The sequence below is a fragment of the Kitasatospora albolonga genome, from assembly GCA_002082585.1.
GTDB lineage: Bacteria > Actinomycetota > Actinomycetes > Streptomycetales > Streptomycetaceae > Streptomyces > Streptomyces stephensoniae.
Genome location: CP020563.1, coordinates 1,878,882 through 1,898,443 on the forward strand (window position 1 = coordinate 1,878,882; position 19,562 = coordinate 1,898,443).

Genomic DNA, 19,562 nt, shown 5'->3' on the forward strand with positions numbered 1-19,562 from the left:
TCACCCCGTGACGGGGCGGGGGTTGAGGGGAGCCGGGGGGCGGTCGGCGGCCCGGGAGCCGGGAACGGCCTCAGGGCCGTACCGGTGAGCTTGCTGCTGCCGGTACGGCCCTGAGGGTGGTGCGGGTGGTTCAGGTGATGCGGGTCGTTCTGTTCGGTCAGGCGGTTTCGTTACGGCGACGGCGCGCCGCGATCACGAACCCGGCACCGGCCACCACGACGACGCCGGAAGCGGCGAGCAGGGCGCCGGTCGGAACGTCGGCGCCGGTCGCGGCGAGGGCGCCGGAGCCGCCGACCGAACCACCGGTGGAGCCACCGGCCGTACCGCCGCCGACGGTGCCGCCACCGACCGTGCCGCCACCGGTGGTGGAACCGCCCGCGGTGGAGCCACCCGTGGAGCCCGAGCCGCCGGTGGAGCCGGAGCCACCGTTCGAACCGGAGCCGCCGTTCGAACCGCCCGGGGGCAGCGTGGCGTCCTTGTCGAGCGAGACGGCGACCGTCAGGGCGTCGAGCTCATCGCCCTTCGAGTAACTGCGGCTGAACGCCTCCTCGGAGCCCTCCTCGGTGAGGATCGCCTGGACGTTCGCGAGGTGCACGATGCCGTCCTTGGCGGTGAGCGCGCCTGCGGGCACCTTCAGGTCGGCGATGGGCAGGCCGGAGACCTCGTTGAGCTCGCCGGTGTTCCGGTTCTTGGAGGAGACGTCGGCGACGAGCTTGCCGGTGGTGCCCTGGATGTCGACCTTCAGGTTGCTGAGGGAGAGGTCGAGCTGGAAGTCACCCTTGGACTCGTGGCCCAGGAAGCGCACCTTGCCCTGGAACTCGGCGGTGAGCGTGTTCTTCTCGGCGTCGAGGTTGCCGGTGGCCTTGCCGAAGCGGTAGCCGTCGCCGTTGGCGGTGGCGCCGTCGCTCGTCTCGATCTTGCCGTGGGCGATCGGGCCGACGACGTACGAGCGCCAGGACTTCTTGACGCCCCAGTCCAGGGTGCCGTCGACGACCGGGCCGCTGGTGGGCTTGGCGGTCTCCGTGGGGGTCGGGTCGACGGGGGCCGGAGGGTCGACGACCGGGGGCTTCACCGGCGGGTCCACGGGAGGCTTGACCGGCGGGTCGACCGGGGGCTTCACCGGCGGGTCCACGGGGGGCTTGACCGGCGCGGCCGGCTTCACCGTCAGCGTGGCCGGGTCGACCGGGTCGCCCTCCTTGTAGTAACCGGCGAAGGCCGCCGCGCCCTTCTCGGTGAGGACGCCCGGGATGTCCGCGTAGGTCATGCCCTCGGGGCCGTCGGAGGCGGTGATGCCGTCCAGGTCGAGCGTGGAGAACTCCACGTCGTCGGCGACGACCGGGTCCTTGCCGGGGGACTTGCTGGTGATGTCGACGGTGATGTGGCCGCTCTTGCCGACCGTGACGACCTTGACGTCGGACAGCTTGATGTCCAGGAGGCCGCCGCGCGCCACGTAGTGCACGCTGCCCTTGAACGAGGACGTGACTCCGTGGTTGCCGAGGTTGTACTCCCCCTTGTCCAGGGGGAACTTGTACGTGCCGTCCGCGTTCTGCGTGACGCCGTCCGCAAGGGTGGTGGTGCCCTTGGCACCCTCGATCATCGTCCGGAAGGACTTCTTGAAGCCCCAGTCCAGGGCCCCCGACTCCAGCTGGAAGACCGGCGCGGCCGGGGCGCCGGCCGCGGGCTTCCCCTCGGCGGGGGCGCCGTCGGCGGCGAAGGCGGGGAGGGCGAAGGTCGCGCCCAGGGCGGCGGCCGTGGCGACGGCCGCAGCGAGGGCTATGGGGCGGCGAGTTGCTGCCATGTCGGTGGTTCTCCTAAGGGAACGGGGGGAGGAAGCGAGGCGTGGGGGGAGGGGGCGAGGAACCATAAAGCGTGCATCGGTGCCGTCGTCAGGAGGTCTGGGGGGCGTCGGAGCCCGTGGCGGTGGCGTCGGTACCGGCGGCGGCCTTGCGGCGACGCAGGACGAAGAACGTCCCGGCCGCGGCGAGCAGGAGCACCCCGCCGCCGATCGCGGCGTACGTTCCGGCGCCCGGGCCGGAGTCCGAGGCGGCGGCGACCGGTTCGGTGGAGGGCTCGGCCGAGGGCTTCTGCGAGGGCTCGGCAGCGGCCGTCGGCTCACTGCCGAGGTCGGGCAGCGCGGGCAGTTCGGCCTTCTTGTCCACGGCCACGGCGAGCGAGACGGGGTCCATCTCGGTGCCCGCCTTGTACATGGAGCCGAACGCTTCGGCGCCTTCGGCGGTGAGGGTGGCCGGGACCTCCGTCAGGACCGCGAGGCCGTCCTTCGGCGCGAAGTCCTTGGCCTCGAAGGTGATCAGGGGGACGTCCTTGCGGGTGGTGCCCGCGCTCGTGACGTCCGCCGACAGGGTGCCCTCGCCCTTGGCCACGGCGACCGTGACGGCGGCGAACTTCAGGTCGAGGTCGTGGGCGCCGGTGAAGTGGACGCTGCCGTCGAAGCCCGCGTCCAGCTTCTGCTTCTTCGCGTCGTACGTGCCCTTGCCCGCCGGGAAGCGGAAGAGTGCCCCGCCGTCCTGGGCGCCGTCGGCCAGCGTCCACTTGCCCTGGCCGATGGAGCCGGTGACGTACTCGCGGAAGGTGCGGCGGACGCCCCAGTCGACGGCGGCGTTCTCGACGCGGCCCGCCTTCTCCTTCTCGGCCTTCTCCTCGTCCTTCTCCTTGGCCTTGTCGGCGTCCTTCTCCGCGTCCTTGTCGTCCGCGTCCTTCTTCTCGGACGGGGCGGGCTTCGGCTCGGCCGGGGCCTTGGTGTCGACGGAGAGGCTGATCGGGTCGAGCGGCGTACCGGCGGTGTAGTAACCGGCGAAGGCGGAGGCGCCTTCCGCGGTCAGCGTCGTGGGGACGTTGCTGAGGGCGATGGGGGTGGAGCCGCCCTTCATGTTGATGCCGCCGAGGCCGAGCTTGGCCAGCGGCACCTGGGAGCGGTTGCTGACCTTGCCGGTCCCCCGCTCCTTGCTGACCATGTCGGCGAAGAGCGTGCCGCTGCCGCCGCTGATCCTGATGGTGGGGCGGCTGATGGTGAGATCCAGCTCATTGCTTCCGTCGGCCTTCGTGTGGCCGGTGAAGTGCACCCCGCCGGAGAAGCCGGAGCTGAAGGCGCCGGTCGCCGGGTCGTAGGAACCGTTCGCGGAGTGGAAGCGGAACTGGCTGCCGCCGACCGTGGCGGCGCCGCCGGTCAGGCTCCAACTGCCCTGGGCGATGGGCCCGGTGACGTAACTCTGGAAGGAGGACTTGATGCCCCAGTCCAGCCGCCCGCCCTGCACCGTACGGCTGGCCGCTTGCGCGGTGGCGGCGGGGAGCAGGGCTCCCACCAGCACCGCGAGGAGCGCGACGGCGAGCGCGCGGGCGGATCTGGACGACAGCATGAGGGACCCCTCCGAGGGCTAGATGTGCAGGTAAGGCTAACCTAAGGTATTCCCAGCCTGTGCCGGAACCCCTCCGGGCCCCCACGGACCCGACACATTCGTCACACCTACAGAGCCCCTCGAACCACCCACCGCATGACGCAGAACGACAGGACGGTGCCCCGTGCGCATCACGCAGGACTTCGCCCCGAACGGCCCTGAGGGCCCGGACACCGGGCGAGCCTTCGGCCGTCGCCCGGCCCGTCGCCGGACGGGCGCCGCCCTCACCGCCGCGCTGGCCTTCGCCCTGCTCCTGACGGGCTGCGGCGGAGGCAACGATTCCGCATCGAAGCCCGCCAAGAGCTCGGCCGACGCGGACCGGGTCGAGCCGCTGGCCGCCGCGCCCGCCCCGAAGCTGCCGGTGACGGTGGACTCGGCGGACGGCAAGAAGGTCACGATCGACTCCACCGACCGGATCGTGCCGCTGACCGGATCGCTGAGCGAGATCGTCTTCACCCTCGGCTTCGGCAAGCAGGTCGTCGCCCGCGACATCACCGCCACCTTCGAACAGGCCGAGAAGCTCCCGGTGGTGACCCGCGCCCATGACGTCTCGGCGGAGAGCGTGCTCTCGCTGAAGCCGACCGTCGTCCTCGCGGACACCACGACCGGTCCGCGCGAGGCGATCGACCAGATCCGCGAAGCGGGCATCCCGCTCCTCGTGGTCGAGCCCGCCAAGGGGCTCGACGACGTCGGCCGCCGGATCGACACGGTCGCCGAGGCGCTGGGCGTACCGGCGGCCGGCACCGAGCTGAAGGAGCGCACCGAGTCCCGTATCGCGGCCGTGCAGAAGACCATCCCGGACCACGCCGACGGCAAGAAGCCCCGGGTGGCCTTCCTCTATCTGCGCGGTTCGGCCTCCGTCTATCTGCTGGGCGGCGCGGAGTCGGGGGCGAGTTCGCTGCTGGAGGCGGCGGGCGCGGTCGACGCGGGCAAGACGTCCGGGCTGAAGAAGGACTTCACCGCCATCACCAGCGAGGCGCTCGCCAAGGCCGCGCCCGACGCGATCCTGCTGATGACCAAGGGGTTCGACTCGGTGGGCGGGATGGACGGTCTGGTGAAGATCCCCGGCATCGCGGAGACGCCCGCCGGAATGGACCGCCGGGTCGTCACGATCGACGACGGCGTGCTGCTGAACTACGGCCCGCGCACCGACCGCGTGCTCGCCGACATCGTCGAGCAGCTGTACGCGAAGGGCGGCAAGGGCCAGTGACGACGTCGTACGAGGAACGGGCGGACAAGGCCCGCTCCGACCGGGGCCCGTCGCCGCTCTCCAAAGAGCAGGACGCCGAAGCGCCCTCGCCCGGCACCGGGCCGACGGACGCAGGCGAGGCGGCCAAGGCTGCCGCCACGGGCGAGGCCGCCGAGGCGCCCCCCGCCCCCAAGTCCCCGCGCGGCAAGGCGTTCGTGCTCACGGTCGGGCTCTCGCTCGCCCTGCTCGCCGGGTGTCTGCTCTCCGCCGCGATCGGCGCGTACTCCATCCCCATCGGGGACCTCCTCGGCTCGCTCCAGCACCGGATCGGGCTCGGCGGGCAGCCGCTGGACCGGGTCGGGGAGAGCGTCCTGTGGAACGTGCGGCTCCCCCGGGTCGCCCTGGCGCTGCTCGTCGGCGCCTCGCTCGGCTGCGCGGGTGCCCTGATGCAGGGCGTGTTCGGCAACCCGCTGGCCGAGCCCGGTGTCATCGGGATCTCGGCGGGCGCGGCGGTCGGCGCGGTCGCCTCCATCGCGCTCGGGCTGACCTTCTTCGGCAACTGGACCATCACGGTCTTCGCGTTCATCGCCGGTCTCGGCACGGTGCTGCTCGTCTATACGCTCTCGCGCTCCGGCGGCCGGACCGAGGTCGTGACGCTGATCCTCACCGGTATCGCCGTCAACGCCTTCGCGGGCGCGCTGATCGGGCTGTTCGTCTTCTTCGCGGACAACGCGCAGATCACCCAGATCACCTTCTGGCAGCTCGGTTCGCTCTCGCAGGCGACCTGGCCCAAGGTGCTCGCCGTGCTGCCGTGCGCGCTGGCCGGGCTGCTCATCGCGCCTTTCTACGCCCGCAAGCTGGATCTGCTGGCCCTCGGGGAGCGGCCCGCCCGCCATCTGGGCGTGGACGTGGAGCGGCTGCGGATCACGCTGGTCCTGGTGGTGGCGCTGCTGACGGCCGCCGCCGTGGCCGTGGCCGGGATCATCGCGTTCGTCGGGCTGCTCGTCCCGCATCTGCTGCGGATGGCGAACGGCCCCGGCCACCGTTTCCTGGTCCCCGGGAGCGCCCTGGGCGGTGCGCTGGTGCTGGTGGCGGGCGACCTCGCGGCCCGGACCGTGGCCGCCCCCGCCGAGCTGCCGCTCGGGGTGCTGACCGCGCTCTTCGGCAGCCCGTTCTTCTTCTGGCTGCTGCGCAGGACCCGTCGTAAGCAAGGTGGTTGGGCATGAGGACGCTGAGAGACCTGTTCGCGGTACGGAGCCGGGAGCTGCCCTCGCCCGTCGCGCCCGGCTCCCCTGCCGTCGAGGCCACCGGGCTCTCGGTCCGCCTCGGCGGGCGGCAGGTGCTGGACGCCGTCGACATCACCGCGCACACGGGCGAGGTGGTGGCGCTGGTCGGCCCCAACGGGGCGGGCAAGTCCACGCTCCTGGCCGCGCTCGCCGCCGATCTGGCCCCGGGCGACGGTCACGTGGTCATCGGCGGCCGCCCCGCCACCGAGTGGACCCCGCCCGAACTGGCCCTGCGCCGCTCGGTGCTGCCGCAGTCCGCCGTGCTCTCCTTCCCGTTCCCGGTGGAGGACGTCGTACGGATGGGGCGGGCGCCCTGGGCCGGTACGGAGCGGGAGGACGAGGACGACGCGGCGGTGGCGGCGGCGATGGCGGCCACCGAGGTGACGCGGTTCGCCGGGCGTCCGTTCTCCGCGCTGTCGGGCGGGGAGAAGGCCCGGGTGGCGCTGGCCCGGGTGCTGGCGCAGCGGGCCCCGCTGATGCTGCTGGACGAGCCGACGGCCGCCCTGGACCTGCGCCACCAGGAGCTGGTGCTGCGGATCTGCCGGGAGCGGGCGGCCGCGGGGGACGCGGTGGTGGTGGTCCTGCACGATCTGGGGCTTGCCGCCGCGTACGCGGACCGGGTGGCCGTGCTGCACCAGGGGCGGATCGCGGAGGTGGGCCCGCCCCGGGAGATCTTCAGCAGCGAGCTGCTCGGTGAGGTGTACCGGCAGCCGGTGGAGGTGTTCCCGCATCCGCGTACGGGGGCCCCGCTGGTCGTCCCCGTACGCGACCCGGCCTGAACACCGGCTTCCCCGGGGCGCTTTCCGGCGCTTTCCGGGGGGCCAGGTCACGGTGTGGGCGCTGTATCCGGTCCGCGCCCGCATGCCGTTCGCCGCCCCGGTAGGGTTTCGACGGTCAGTGCGGGCGACGGATGACGGATGCAGAAGGCGCAGAAGCAACGGATGACGAGAGTCCCTGGGGTGGGTCGGCTGACGGCGGCGCTCGCGACGGCGACGGTGCTGTGTCTGACGGCGAGCGGCTGTGTGACGGTGCACGGTGAGCTGGAAGTGCTGCCGGGGGCGACGGAGGCCGAGGCCGCGCAGGCCCTGAAGGACTTCACCGACGCCTACAACGCGGCGGACAAGGCGTACGATCCGGCGCTGGACGCGGACCGGGTGACGGGGTCGCTCGGGGCGATCAACCAGGCCGGGCTGAAGGCGCGGCAGACGTACAGCCCCGACGGCAACAAGGCGCACAAGCCGCTGGAGCTGACCGACGCCACCTACATCATCCCGAAGAAGGCGGGCTGGCCGCGCTGGTTCCTGGCCGACACCGACTCCAACCGGGACGAGGACGGCGGGAAGCTGGACAACCGCTGGCTGGTGACGTTCGTACGGAGCGGTCCCGACGCGCTGTGGAAGGCGTCCTATCTCGCGGTCGTCCCGCCGTCCCAGGTACCGGAGTTCACCCTGGACAAGGACGGGCTGGCCACTCCGGTGGAGCCGCGGAGCAAGGAACTGGTCGTCTCTCCGGCCGACTTGAGCACCGCGTACACGGAGTACCTCCAGAAGGGCACCCCGGACGTGTTCGCCCCCGGCACCGCGACCTCGGCGTGGCGCGACACGCGCCGTACGACCCGGCGGGCCGGGTTCTCCTACCAGTACGTCGACCAGCCGCTGACCGGCGGCACGTTCGGCCCGCTCGGGCTGCGCACCGAGGACGGCGGGGCGCTGGTCTTCTTCAGCAGCAAGCACTTCGAGCGGCAGGTCACGGCCCAGGGGCTGAAGCCGGAGGTCAACGCGGACGTCAAGGCGCTGATGACCGGCGAGGTCACCAACAGTCTCACCAAGGAGCGGGTCTCCAGCCAGCTGGTGTATGTGCCCGGGCGCGAGCAGGCGTCGGGCTCCGGCGGCAGGGTGCGGGTGCTGAACCGGCTGCCGGGGCTGATCGCGGCGAAGGGCGAGTAGACGTGTGTACGGGGGTGGTGTCCGGTCCCGGGTCCCGGGACCGGACACCACCCCCGTGAATCCTCAGCGGCTCAGGGGCCAGGCGATCGAGTCGTGGTCCAGCTCGCTCTGCTCGGCGCTCCCCGCGTACCGCGCGCAGGCGTCGGTGAGGGTCTCCAGCAGGGTCAGCGGGTCGGGCAGCTCGTGCTCGGGGCCGCGCACCCAGTGGACGTCGAGCTCACCGGGGAGCCGGGCAGGCGGCAGGAGTACGTAGCTGCCGCGGCAGTGCCAGCGCAGGCCCGGGTGGGCGTCCATGGTCTCGGGGTGGCAGTCCAGCTCGCAGGGCCACCACTCGTCCTCGTCCTCGGGGGTGCCGCGGGTGGCGGTGAAGAAGAGCATCCGGTCCTCGCCGGACTGGGCGACCGGGCCGACGTCGATGCCCGCTTCGAGAAGGCGCTCCAGGGCGCTGCGGCCGGCGGTGAGCGGGACGTCCAGCACGTCGTGGATCATGCCGGTCGCGGTGATGAAGTTGGCGAGCGGCTGGCTGCGGGCCCAGCGCTCGATCTGGGCGCGGTCGGTGGTCGACTGCGTCTGCCAGGCGAAGGAGACGGGGTGCCGGGCGGGGGTGGGACAGCCGATGCGCTCGCACGAACATCGGTATCCGAGGGGGTGGGCGGCGGGGGCGATGGGCATGCCCGCGTCGGCGACCGCCAGGAGCAGCGCCACTCTGGCCGTCTCCCCGGCTTCGGCCCCCGGTGATTTGGGACGTCGCCGCAGCCACTGGGAGATCCTGCTCTCTGTGCCGCGGAAACGGCCGGAATCGGCGCCCATCTATCCCCTCACCTCAGCAGTTCACCTCAGCGTTGCCTCTCCATCGTCGCACCATCCTGCGGTTCGGGTGGCCAGAGTTCACCAGCGGGGCCGTGTACCACTGCACCGAGTGAGCACCATCACGCCCGATGTCACCACATAACGGATAAGGATCAAGGTCGCTCACCCGAGGGGGATCAAGGTCGCGGGGTCAGCCCGCCGAGGGCGTAGTCCACGATCGCGTCGGCGTACGCATGGGTGAGCGGGAGGGTCCTGAGCAGCCAGCGGTGGGTCAGTGGCGCGATGAGGAGCTCCAGGGCGATCCGCGGATCGGCGTCGGCGCGGACCTGTCCGGCCTCCTGTGCGGCCCGCAGCCGTGTGACATACAACGCGAGCGACGGGTCGAGCAGTTTTTCGATGAACTCGGCGCCCAGCTTCGCGTCGACGATGCCCTCGGCGGTCAGCGCCCGGGTAGGGGCCTCCAACAGCGGATCGTTCAGCTCGTCGACGGTGGCGCGGAGGACGAACTTGAGGTCGGCGGCCAGGTCCCCGGTGTCGGGGATGCCGTGCTCGGTGCCGCCCGCCCGGGGCCCCGCCTGCTCGGCCGCGCGGGCGGCCAGATCGAGGAACGCCTCCATCAGGACGGCCGCCTTGGAGGGCCACCAGCGGTAGATCGTCTGCTTGCCGACCCCGGCGCGGGCGGCGATGCCCTCGATCGTCGTACGCCGGTAGCCGCTCTCGCCGACGAGGGCGAGGGCCGCGTCGTAGATGGCCCGGCGGGAGCGGTCGCTGCGGCGGCTGGCGTCGGGGGCCTTGTGGGGTGCCATGCGGCCAATCTAGTACCCGTCCGAGCCGATACGTATCGTCTTGCCCGCATCCGGCTGCCTGCGGTTGCGTATCCGGTGACCTGCGGCTGCGGTCCGCATCCGGTCGCCTGTCGAGCGACCGGCCGGTGACCACGGTCGGACGGTCGGATGAATCACCCGATCGGTCCACTGCGGATCGGGCCCGCACAGCGCACCATGGGCTGACGCGCAGACCGTGCGTATCCCACCGTTCCGCGGCTCCGGCCGCCGATCGCGAGGAGCCCGAGTTGAACCGTGACGCCACCCCTCGTCGCTACCTGATGTGCGCGCCGACGCACTTCCGGGTCACCTACTCCATCAACCCGTGGATGGACCCGTCCAAGCCCGTCGACCTGCCACTGGCCCAGACCCAGTGGGAGGACCTGCGCGACCGCTACCGCTCCCTCGGCCACACCGTCGAGCTGCTCACCCCCCGCCCGGACCTGCCGGACATGGTCTTCGCGGCCAACGGCGCCACGGTGATCGGCGGGCGGGTCCTCGGCGCCCTCTTCGCCTACCGGGAGCGGTACGAGGAGGCCGAGGCCCACCGCGCCTGGTTCCGGGAGAACGGTTTCACCGAGATCCGGGAGCCGGACCACGTCAACGAGGGCGAGGGGGACTTCGCGGTCACCTCCTCCTATCTGCTGGCCGGGCGCGGCTTCCGCTCCAGCCCGCTCTCGCACGACGAGGCGCAGGAGTTCTTCGGGATGCCGGTCATCGGCCTCGAGCTGGTGGACCCGCGCTACTACCACCTGGACACCGCGCTCTGTGTGCTGGACGCGGAGGCCGACGAGATCATGTACTACCCGGACGCGTTCTCCCCCGGCAGCCGGGCGGTCCTGCGCCGGCTCTTCCCGGACGCGCTGCTGGCCCGGGAGGCGGACGCGGCGGCGTTCGGGCTCAACTCGGTCAGCGACGGCCGCCACGTCCTGCTGCCCCAGGCGGCGACGGGCCTGCTCGACCCGCTGCGCGACCGGGGCTTCGAGCCGGTCCCGATGGACCTGGGCGAACTGCTCAAGGGCGGCGGCAGCGTGAAGTGCTGCACACAGGAGCTGCGGGCCTAGGCGGCAGCGCCCCGGGGCGCCTCGCGGCCGCGCACGGACGCCGTAATCCGGTGGGGAAACGGCGTCCGTTCGACGAGTATGCGAGGAAACACCGGCATGTGTCCGGTGATGTCCTACGAGGGGGAGCCGATGATGTGCGCACCGCCGGGCTGTCGAGGCGCCGGTCATGGCTGATGGATTCATCCAGTGGTACCGGGAAGACGTGACCGACGCGGTCTTCGCCGAACAGGTACAGATTTTCTCGGAGTTCGGGATCAAGCTCATCCACCCGGTCAAGAACGCGGCCCTGGTGATCGACGTCGAAGGTGACGACGTGCCCATGAGCCAGGAGGAGTTGGGCGGCCTGATCGGGCGGCGCTTCGCCACACTCACGTTCAACTGGTGGCTGACGGCGGACATCAATGTGGTCGACACGTACGATGCCGTGCCGGTCGGCCGTGAGACGCAGACGCTGTGGCTGGACGGCCTCTGCCCCGACCAGGCCCAGCGCGTCGAGTCGGCCGTCATCGCCGCCGCGACGCGTCTGCCCGTGCCGACGCGGGCCGTCATCGTCGACCGGCGCGGAGTCTCCGACCCCGAGGACTGGGATTCGATCGCGCTGTACGACGGAACGCACGTTCCGGCAGCCCCCGACAGAGTGCTCGCGCCGGAGCCGATCGCCGAGCTGATCCGGCGCGCCGCCCCGGGGCTGGCGAAGGAGGACACAGGAGGCGGCGGTCCGATCCTTCTCGGTCCGCGTCACGACCCGGCTCAGGGCCTCTCGTTTGGATCATGCCGGGCTCGCGGGCCCCGGCACCCTGATCCGGCCTGATCCAAACGAAAGACCCTAGGCGCTGTCCTCCGGCGGCCAGGGATCGCCCCAGGCGATGTTCCTGGCCGCCCGGTACAGCTCGCCGTGGCGTTTGGTGACCGTGGAGCGGTCCAGGCCCTCGTCCCGTGTGCACAGCTCCAGCAGGACCTGGCCCTTGCGGATCTGCGGCCTGCGGGTGACGCGGGCGGGCGCCGGGGTGGTGGGGAAGCGGGTGGCGACGACGTAACTGAACTTCTCGTCCTCGTGGCTGAGCGAGCCGCCCTTGACCTGCCGGTGCAGCGAGGATCGGCTGACCCGGGCCGAGAAGTGGCACCAGTCGGTGCCGGGGGCGATCGGGCAGGCGCCGCTGTGCGGGCAGGGGGCGGCGATGCTCAGCCCGGCGGCGATGAGCCGGTCCCGGGCCTCGATGATCCGCGCGTACCCGTCGGGCGTGCCCGGCTCCACGATCACCACGGCCTGCCCGGCCCCGGCCACCGCGTCGACCAGTTCGGTCCTGGCCTGGGCGGTCAGCTCCTTGAGTACGTAGCTGACGGTGACCAGGTCCGCCGGGGCCAGCTCCAGCGCCGCCCCGATCCGGGCCCGCTCCCACCGGGCCTCACGCAGCCCCGGCACCCCGGACGCCCCGGCCAGTTCCCGGCCCAGCGCGAGGGCGGGCTCGGCCCAGTCCAGGACGGTGGTCGCCGCCCCCTCCCAGGCCCCGGCCACCGCCCAGCTCGCCGCGCCCGTACCGCCGCCGACGTCGGTGTGGGTGGCGGGCGCCCAGTCCGGCGCGACCTCGACGAGGGCGTCGAGGGCGGACCGTACGGCCTCGAAGGTGGCGGGCATCCGGTAGGCGGCGTACGCGACGACGTCGGAGCGGTCCCGCAGGATCGGCGCGTCGGTCGGGGTCTCCCCGCGATAGCTGGCGATCAGCCGGTCGACGGCCTGCGCGGCCTGCTTGGGCGGCAGCCCGTCGAGCAGCCCGGCCAGGGCCGCGCGCAGGGACTGGGCGGTGGGGAGGGTGACGTTCACCGCCGAATTGTAGGCGGAGGGGGGCGGGCGGGCGCATTCCGTGGAGAGCCCGCCGCAGGCCCCGCAGAACCGGTGCGTCACCCCTGCGGAACGGGATGTCCGCGAACTCCTCGCCGCCGGAAGCCTGTTGCTACGCTGGCCCGCGCGGGATCGGGCACGGGACGGCCGGGTGGGCCCGCGGGAGAGCCATGAGACAGAAGATCGTGCGGCTGGCCCTGGTCGGCGGGGTGGTCCTCCTCGCCCTGCTCCTCCTCCTGGCGGCCTGCGGCGGCGGCCCGGACAGCCCGGAGGGCAGGGATGCCACCGGGGGCGGGGCCTCCCCGGGGCCGGTGGAGCGGACGGTGCCGGGCGCCGGTGCGGTCACCCGGCTCACCGTCCCGCCGCAGTACTCGACCGCGCGGGGCTGGGAGATCATCGGCTCCTCCCCCGACATCGCCGTCTCCCACGCCACGGGCCTGCTCGCCTATCTGGAGCGGTCCGCCGGGAACCGCTACCGGCTGCGCACCGTCGACACGGCCACCGGGAAGCCGGGCTGGCGGGGCCGGGCCTGGCGGCCGCCGGACCCGGCGCACTACCCGAAGCTCGCCACGGTCACCGCCGGGGCCCGGCAGTACTTCGTGACCTGGTCGTACGGGAAGGTCGGCGACGGGATGACGCCCGGCGCCACCCTCGTATCGCTCGATCTGTACGACGTGACGAACGGCTCCCAGCAACGTGTCGAGGTGCCGTGGTCCGGGGCTCCGGGCGTCAGCACCAGCGGCCCGGAGATCGTCATCAGCGACGGGCAGGCCAACAGCGCGCTGATCGACCCGGTCACGGGCCTGGTCTCCGAGCTGGGCGCGGACGAGCTGAAGTACCCGAAGGGCTGCCCGGCCTGCAAGCAGCTCACCGAGGTGCACGGGCAGACCCCGGCGGGGCTGCTGGTCGGCGGGGCACGGGAGTTCTGGGTGCGCGGCGGCTGGTTCAGCCGGAACGTGGCGCCCAAGGGCGTCGACCGGGGCAGCGGTGTGGTGACGTCGGTGGCCCCGGGCCGGGTGCTGGCGAAGTGGGCCCTGGCGAGGAAGGCGGAGCGGGCGGCCACCCATGAGCTGTGGGCGGTGCACGACGCGGCGACCGGCAGGCCGCTGGTCTCGGTGGAGTGCCACCGGCCCGCCATAGAGCCGGGGCGCCACCCGCAGGCGGTGCTCTCCCCGTCGGGCGGCTATCTGATCGCCGGAAACCTGGCCTTCGACCTGGCGGCGCGGCGGGGCCACTGCTTCGAGGGGCCGGACGGCGTCGGCCATCTGGCCCTGGCCACGGTGACGGACGACGGCATCGCGTACGGGGCCGAGAACGCGCGCGACGCCTCGGAGGCGCTCTCCGGGGGCGGGCTGCCGGTCGCGGTGGACCTCGCGACCTGGACCACGGACCCGCTGTCACGGAACGCGCGGCTGCCGGGGACGGAGACGACCGGGGTCGGGGTGTTCCGCTGGACGGACCGGCAGGACCGTACGCGGCTGATCGGCTATCCGCGTACGGACTGAGCGGCGCGCACCTCCCCGGCGCCGCACTCCGGCTCTGGCGGGGGGGGCGACCGGCGTTCGGGCCCCGCCCCCGCGCCCCGGTCCTCGCGGGTGCGACCGGCCTCCGGCGCCCCGGCCCCGCAGGGACAACCGGCCTGCAACCCCCGCCCCCGGTCCTCGCGGAGACGACCGGCGTTCGGGGCCCGGCCCCGCGCCCCCGGTCCTCACGGAGACGACCGGCCCCCAGGCCCCGCCCCCGCGCCCCGGCCCCCGCCTACAGCCCCCCGGCCTCGCGCCCCGCCCGCTGCCACGGGCGGCACAGGATCAGGAAGCAGCCGACCGCCGCCACCGCGCACACCAGTTGCACGACCGCCATCGGGACGGCCGTGTCCTCCCCCGCGATGCCGACCAGCGGCGAGGCGATCGCCCCGATCAGGAACGAGGACGTGCCGAGCAGCGCGGAGGCCGAGCCCGCCGCGTGCTTGGTGCGCATCAGCGCCTGGGCGTTGGTGTTGGGCATCGCGAGGCCCATCGCCGACATCAGCACGAACAGCCCGGCCGCGACGGGTACGAGGCCGACCTCGCCGAACACGCCCAGCGTCATGAGCAGCAGGGCGAGCGCCGCGAGCACGATGACCGCGAGGCCGAAGGCCAGCACCTTGTCCAGGCTGAACCGGCCCACCAGCAGCTTGCCGTTGATCTGGCCGACGGCGATCAGCCCAATGGAGTTGAGGCCGAACAGCAGGCTGAAGGTCTGCGGCGAGGCCCCGTAGATCTCCTGCATGACGAACGGGGAGGCGGCGATGTACGCGAACAGGACGGCGAAGGCGAGGCCGCCCGCGATCATGTAGCCGGTGAAGACCCGGTCGGCCAGCAGCCCGCGCATGGTGCGCAGCGCCTCGCCGACCCCTCCGGTGTGGCGGTCGCCGGGCGGCAGGGTCTCGTGCAGCCACTTCCAGACGACCAGGGTGAGCACGACCCCGACCCCGGTCAGGACGACGAAGATGCCGCGCCAGTCGGTGAAGCGCATCACCTGTCCGCCGATCAGCGGGGCGATGATCGGGGCGGCGCCGGAGATCAGCATCAGGGTGGAGAAGAACCGGGCCATCTCCACGCCGTCGTAGAGGTCGCGCACCACCGCCCGGGCGATCACGATGCCCGCCGCGCCCGCGAGGCCCTGGAGGAGGCGGAAGGCGATGAGGAGTTCGGCGGTGGGGGCGAGCGCGCAGATCGCGGTGGCGATGACGTAGACGACCATGCCCAGCAGCAGCGGCCTGCGGCGGCCCCAGCGGTCGCTCATCGGTCCGACGACGAGCTGCCCGAGCGCCATCCCGGCCAGGCAGGCGGTCAGCGTGAGCTGGATCGTGGCGGCGGGGGCGCTGAGGGAGTCGGTGACGGCGGGGAGCGCCGGGAGGTACATGTCCATGGAGAGCGGCGGCAGGGCGGTGAGCCCGCCGAGGACCATGGTGACCAGGAACCCGGTCCGCCGCGCCGCCTTGAGGGCGGGAGCCGCCTTGGCCGCGGGGGCTGCCTCGGCCGTGAGGGCTGCCTCGGGGGCTGCCTTGACCCCGGAGGCCGGGAGGCCGGAAGCGGCCCGGTGGCCGGGGGTTCCCGGGAGGCCGGGCGGGGCGGTGACCTGCGGGGTCGCCGGGTCGGCGGAGAGGGCGCCCGCGTCCCCGTGCGGGGTGGGCAGAGCGCCGTCGGCTTCGGCTCGGGCTCCGGGAGCGGCGCCAGGGCCCGTCCCGGAGGTGGGTATGTGTTCGCGCTGGGCCCGGCTGCCGCCACTGTCCGGCATTCTCATCTCCGCATCGTTGAATCCGCATCTATGCTCTCAGCTCGGCCGGAGTGGTCGATACCTTTTCGGGGTGGATGGGGTGGGGCGGGCATGGGCGGGACCGACGGAACGGGCGGGACGGCGGTGCGCTGGGGCGTTCTGGCGACGGGCGGCATAGCGGCGACCTTCACGGCGGACGTCCAGGCGCTGCCGGACGCCGAGGTGGTGGCGGTCGCCTCGCGTACGGAGACCTCGGCGCGGGCCTTCGCCGAGCGCCACGGGATCGCGCGGGCCCACGGGAGCTGGGCGGAGCTGGTCGCCGACGACACGGTGGACGTGGTGTACGTGGCCACCCCGCACTCGGCGCACCACGCGGCGGCCTCGCTCGCGCTGAAGGCCGGGAAGCATGTGCTGTGCGAGAAGGCGTTCACGCTCAACAGCCGGGAGGCGAAGGAGCTGGTGGCGCTCGCCCGGGACCGGGGCCTCTTCCTGATGGAGGCCATGTGGACCTACCTCAACCCGGTGGTCCGCCGGCTGACCGAGCTGGTGCGGGACGGGGCGATCGGCGAGATCCGTACCGTACAGGCGGACTTCGGCTTCGCGGGCGACTTCGCCCCCGGCCACCGGCTGCGCGACCCGGACCTGGGCGGCGGGGCGCTGCTGGACCTCGGGGTCTACCCGGTCGCCTTCGCCCACCTGCTGCTGGGCGAGCCGGACCGGGTGCGGGCCGACGCGCTGCTCTCGCCCGAGGGTGTCGACCTGAACACGGGGATGCTGCTGGGCTGGGAGTCGGGCGCCACCGCGCTGCTCTCCTGCTCGATCGTCGGCCACCACCCGACGGCGGCCACCGTCATCGGCACGGAGGGCCGGATCGACCTCCCGCGCGACTTCTTCCACCCGGACCACTTCGTGCTGCACCGGCCGGGCAGGGAGCCGGAGACGGTCACCTCGGGGCCCGGGCCGCAGGGCCTGTCCGGAATGCAGTACGAGGCCGTCGAGGTGGCGCGGGCGATCCGGGCGGGCGAGAACGAGTCCCCGCTCGTCCCGCTGGAGGGCACGCTCGCGGTGATGCGGACGCTCGACGCGGTACGGGACCGTATCGGCGTCCGCTACCCGGCGGACCGCTGAGCTCTCCTAGGCGGGGCTGAGCCCCGGGTTCCCCGCCTCGGTGACGAAGGAGGCGGCCGTGGAGACAGGGGCGCCGGGGGTGGTGACCGCGGGCACCGTACGGAAGTCGGCGCGGGCCGCCGTCTCCGTCAGCGTGACCAGCGCATAGCCGCGCCGCCCGTCGTAGAACTTCATGTGCGGGTTGGCGCGGGTCCGGTTCTCCCAGTTGGCGGGCCGCTCCGTGCCGTCCTTGCCGCTGGAGACGGAGGTGGTGACGATCTCGGTGCCGACGGTCCGGGAGGCGGGGTCGTCGAAGTCCTTCTTGAGGTCGAAGGCGTGCGCGACGTGGACGTCCCCGGTGAGGACCATCAGGTTCGCCACCCCGGCCGACTCCGCCCCGTCCAGCACGCGTTGCCGGGAGGCCGGATAGCCGTCCCAGGCGTCCATGGAGAGCTTGTAGGCGGCGGTGGGCACATCGCGCCGCTGGGCGAAGGTGACCTGCTGGGGCACGACGTTCCAGGTGGCGTCCGAGGCGCGCCAGCCGTCGATCAGCCAGCGTTCCTGGGCGGCCCCGGTCATGGTCCGCGCCGGGTCCTCGGACTCCGGGCCCGGGACGCGCCAGCCGTCCCCGTACGCCTGGTCGCTGCGGTACTGGCGGGTGTCCAGGATGTCGAACTGGGCGAGTCGGCCGAAGGTGAGGCGGCGGTAGAGCCGCATGTCGGGGCCGGTGGGCCGCTGCGGGGTGCGCAGGGGCTGGTTCTCCCAGTACGCGCGGTACGCGGAGGCCCGGCGCAGCAGGAACTCCTCGGGCGGTACGCCGTTCTCGGGGATCTCGCCCGCGTAGTTGTTCTCGGTCTCGTGGTCGTCCCAGGTGACGACGAAGGGGTGGGCGGCGTGGGCGGCGCGCAGGTCGGGGTCGGACTTGTAGAGGGCGTACCGCAGCCGGTAGTCCTCCAGGGTCATGGTCTCGCGGTTGTAGTGGGCGGGGAGGCGGCGGTCGGTGTAGTTGCGGGCGCCTCCGGTGGCGGTGACGGCGTACTCGTAGAGGTAGTCCCCGAGGTGGAAGACCACGTCGACGTCCTCGGCGGCGAGGTGGCGGTGGGCGGTGAAGTACCCGTCGTGGTACGCCTGGCAGGAGACGGCGGCCAGCGTGAGGGAGCTGTTACGGGTCCCGGCGGCGGGGGCGGTGCGGGTGCGGCCGGTCGGGCTGGTCCAGCTGCCGGTGCGGAAGCGGTAGTAGTAGGCGCGGCCGGAGGCGAGGCCCTGGACGTCGGCGCGGACGCTGTGGGCGAACTCCGCGTGGGCGGTGGCCGATCCGCGCCGGGCGATGCGGCGGAAGCCCTCGTCGTGGGCCAGCTCCCAGCGCACCTCGACGCGGGAGGCGGGGAGGCCGCCGCCGGGCTCGTACGGGCGGGGGGCCAGCCGGGTCCACAGGAGTACGGAGTCGGGGAGCGGGTCGCCGGAGGCCACGCCGAGGGTGAAGGGGTCCTCGGTGATCCTGCGGGCGTCCAGTTCGGCGGCGCTCGCCGTACCGGCGGCGGGCAGGTTCATGGTGAAGGCGAGCGCGGCGACGGCACCGGCCCCGGTGAGCAGGCGGCGGCGGCCCAGGCCGCCCGGCCGGGGTAACCGGGCAGTGGTGGTGGGGAGTTCGGCGGACCGGGGACGCCGGTCCGATGGGACACCCTGACCGGGCGTCATGAACGTCTGTGCGGCTGTCATATGCCCCTCGCTTGCCGGATGGTGCCGGATGCTGCCGGACTCCAGAGCAGCCCCGGCGCGCGACGCGCCGTTGTCGCGTGCACAACATCCGCATGGCGGGTCGATGAGCACCCCGTGCCCTGTGCACCGGCCTCCGCGGCCGTACGCGGATGGGCCGCTCCCGTCCGCCGCCGCCAGCCATGCCAAGCCGTCCCCCGCCCGCCACCGCCGGGCCGCTCCCGTCCGCCGCCGGGGCGCTCCGGCGCCCGGCCGGGGCCCTCCCGTACGCTCCCGGGCCATGAGCACTGATCAGAAAGTCGCCGTCGTCACGGGTGCCGGTTCGGGGATCGGGCGGGCCGTCGCGCTCGCCCTCGCGCAGGCCGGGTGGTCGCTCGCGCTGGCGGGGCGGCGGGCGGAGCCGCTGGCGGAGACCGCCGCGGCGGCCGGGGCCCCGGAGGCGCTGTGCGTCACCACGGACGTGACCGACGAGGACGCGGTGGGCGCGCTCTTCACCGCCGTACGGGAGCGGTTCGGCCGGCTGGACCTGCTGTTCAACAACGCGGGCACGTTCGGGCCCGGGGGCGTGCCGGTGGAGGAGCTCGGCGCGGCGGACTGGCGGGCGGTGGTGGACGTGAACCTGACGGGGGCGTTCCTCTGCGCGCAGGCGGCGTACCGGCTGATGAAGGAGCAGGACCCGCAGGGCGGCCGGATCATCAACAACGGCTCGATCTCCGCCCACGCGCCGCGCCCGCACTCGGTCGCGTACACCGCGACCAAGCACGCGGTCACCGGGCTGACGAAGGCGCTGGCGCTGGACGGGCGGCCGTACCGGATCGCCTGCGGCCAGATCGACATCGGCAACGCGGCGACCGAGATGACCGAGCGGATGCGGACCGGCATCCTCCAGGCCAACGGGGAGCTGGCGGTCGAGCCCGTGATGGCGGCGGCCGATGTGGCACGGACGGTGGTGCACATGGCGGAGCTGCCCCTGGAGGCGAACATCCCGTTCCTGACGGTCATGGCGACGAACATGCCGTACGTGGGGCGGGGTTGAGCGATCCCCGAGTACCGGTGCCAGAAAGTGATCGCTCACGTCGGAACATGCCACCGGATGGCCGATTTTGCGG

16 protein-coding genes are annotated in these 19,562 nt (G+C 73.0%); 9 read left to right on the forward strand and 7 right to left on the reverse strand.

All coding sequences use genetic code 11. The features are described from left to right. Positions 1-157: 157 nt before the first annotated feature. Positions 158-1,798 (reverse strand): hypothetical protein, encoded by a 1,641-nt coding sequence (locus B7C62_08120; protein ID ARF72243.1) that lies wholly within the window; start codon positions 1,796-1,798, stop codon positions 158-160. An 88-nt stretch (positions 1,799-1,886) separates the two neighbouring features. After that, positions 1,887-3,374 (reverse strand): Htaa domain protein, encoded by a 1,488-nt coding sequence (locus B7C62_08125; protein ARF72244.1) that lies wholly within the window; start codon positions 3,372-3,374, stop codon positions 1,887-1,889. A 163-nt stretch (positions 3,375-3,537) separates the two neighbouring features. Here B7C62_08125 and B7C62_08130 point away from each other — a divergent pair, with 163 nt between their 5' ends. From B7C62_08130 to B7C62_08145, 4 genes are all read left to right on the forward strand, one after another. Then, positions 3,538-4,623 carry an ABC transporter substrate-binding protein gene (locus B7C62_08130; GenBank protein ID ARF72245.1) on the forward strand — a complete coding sequence of 362 codons (1,086 nt, stop codon included), beginning with the start codon at positions 3,538-3,540 and terminating at the stop codon, positions 4,621-4,623. Next, positions 4,620-5,828 (forward strand): heme ABC transporter permease, encoded by a 1,209-nt coding sequence (locus B7C62_08135; GenBank protein ID ARF72246.1) that lies wholly within the window; start codon positions 4,620-4,622, stop codon positions 5,826-5,828. Before B7C62_08130 ends, B7C62_08135 begins: the two co-directional genes overlap by 4 nt. Continuing rightward, entirely contained in the window at positions 5,825-6,667 is an 843-nt protein-coding gene (locus tag B7C62_08140) for a heme ABC transporter ATP-binding protein (protein ID ARF72247.1), read from the forward strand. Before B7C62_08135 ends, B7C62_08140 begins: the two co-directional genes overlap by 4 nt. A 162-nt stretch (positions 6,668-6,829) precedes the next feature. Continuing rightward, the gene (locus B7C62_08145) at positions 6,830-7,834 is read left to right on the forward strand and encodes a hypothetical protein (GenBank protein ID ARF77041.1); all 1,005 of its coding nucleotides are present in this window, start codon (positions 6,830-6,832) and stop codon (positions 7,832-7,834) included. A gap of 63 nt (positions 7,835-7,897) precedes the next feature. Here B7C62_08145 and B7C62_08150 read toward each other — a convergent pair whose 3' ends face one another. Next, positions 7,898-8,644, reverse strand: a complete 747-nt coding sequence (locus tag B7C62_08150; protein ARF72248.1) for a DNA primase — start codon at positions 8,642-8,644, stop codon at positions 7,898-7,900. A gap of 176 nt (positions 8,645-8,820) precedes the next feature. Beyond that, entirely contained in the window at positions 8,821-9,450 is a 630-nt protein-coding gene (locus B7C62_08155; GenBank protein ARF72249.1) for a TetR family transcriptional regulator, read from the reverse strand. Positions 9,451-9,749: 299 nt separating this feature from the next. On the opposite strand from B7C62_08155, the gene B7C62_08160 reads away from it, so the two are divergent. Together B7C62_08160 and B7C62_08165 are read left to right on the forward strand one after the other, a co-directional pair. Beyond that, a complete protein-coding gene (locus B7C62_08160) occupies positions 9,750-10,532 on the forward strand; it encodes an amidinotransferase (GenBank protein ID ARF72250.1) in 783 nt (260 codons plus the stop codon). A 166-nt stretch (positions 10,533-10,698) separates the two neighbouring features. Beyond that, positions 10,699-11,343, forward strand: a complete 645-nt coding sequence (locus tag B7C62_08165) for a hypothetical protein (protein ARF72251.1) — start codon at positions 10,699-10,701, stop codon at positions 11,341-11,343. A gap of 15 nt (positions 11,344-11,358) precedes the next feature. On the opposite strand, the gene B7C62_08170 is transcribed toward B7C62_08165, so the two are convergent. Then, the gene (locus tag B7C62_08170) at positions 11,359-12,354 is read right to left on the reverse strand and encodes an rRNA methyltransferase (protein ID ARF77042.1); all 996 of its coding nucleotides are present in this window, start codon (positions 12,352-12,354) and stop codon (positions 11,359-11,361) included. Between the two features lie 188 nt (positions 12,355-12,542). Between B7C62_08170 and B7C62_08175 the strand changes: the two genes are divergently transcribed. After that, positions 12,543-13,877, forward strand: coding sequence for a hypothetical protein (locus B7C62_08175; GenBank protein ID ARF72252.1), 1,335 nt, complete (start codon positions 12,543-12,545; stop codon positions 13,875-13,877). Positions 13,878-14,130: 253 nt separating this feature from the next. On the opposite strand, the gene B7C62_08180 is transcribed toward B7C62_08175, so the two are convergent. Further along, positions 14,131-15,651, reverse strand: coding sequence for a Bcr/CflA family drug resistance efflux transporter (locus B7C62_08180; protein ID ARF72253.1), 1,521 nt, complete (start codon positions 15,649-15,651; stop codon positions 14,131-14,133). 90 nt (positions 15,652-15,741) lie between these two features. Between B7C62_08180 and B7C62_08185 the strand changes: the two genes are divergently transcribed. Then, positions 15,742-16,758 (forward strand): oxidoreductase, encoded by a 1,017-nt coding sequence (locus B7C62_08185; GenBank protein ARF72254.1) that lies wholly within the window; start codon positions 15,742-15,744, stop codon positions 16,756-16,758. A 6-nt stretch (positions 16,759-16,764) separates the two neighbouring features. Here the strand turns inward: B7C62_08185 and B7C62_08190 are convergent, their stop codons facing one another. Further along, positions 16,765-18,456, reverse strand: coding sequence for an alkaline phosphatase (locus B7C62_08190; protein ID ARF72255.1), 1,692 nt, complete (start codon positions 18,454-18,456; stop codon positions 16,765-16,767). Positions 18,457-18,733: 277 nt separating this feature from the next. Here B7C62_08190 and B7C62_08195 point away from each other — a divergent pair, with 277 nt between their 5' ends. Beyond that, the gene (locus B7C62_08195; protein ID ARF72256.1) at positions 18,734-19,489 is read left to right on the forward strand and encodes a 3-oxoacyl-ACP reductase; all 756 of its coding nucleotides are present in this window, start codon (positions 18,734-18,736) and stop codon (positions 19,487-19,489) included. Positions 19,490-19,562 lie beyond the last annotated feature (73 nt).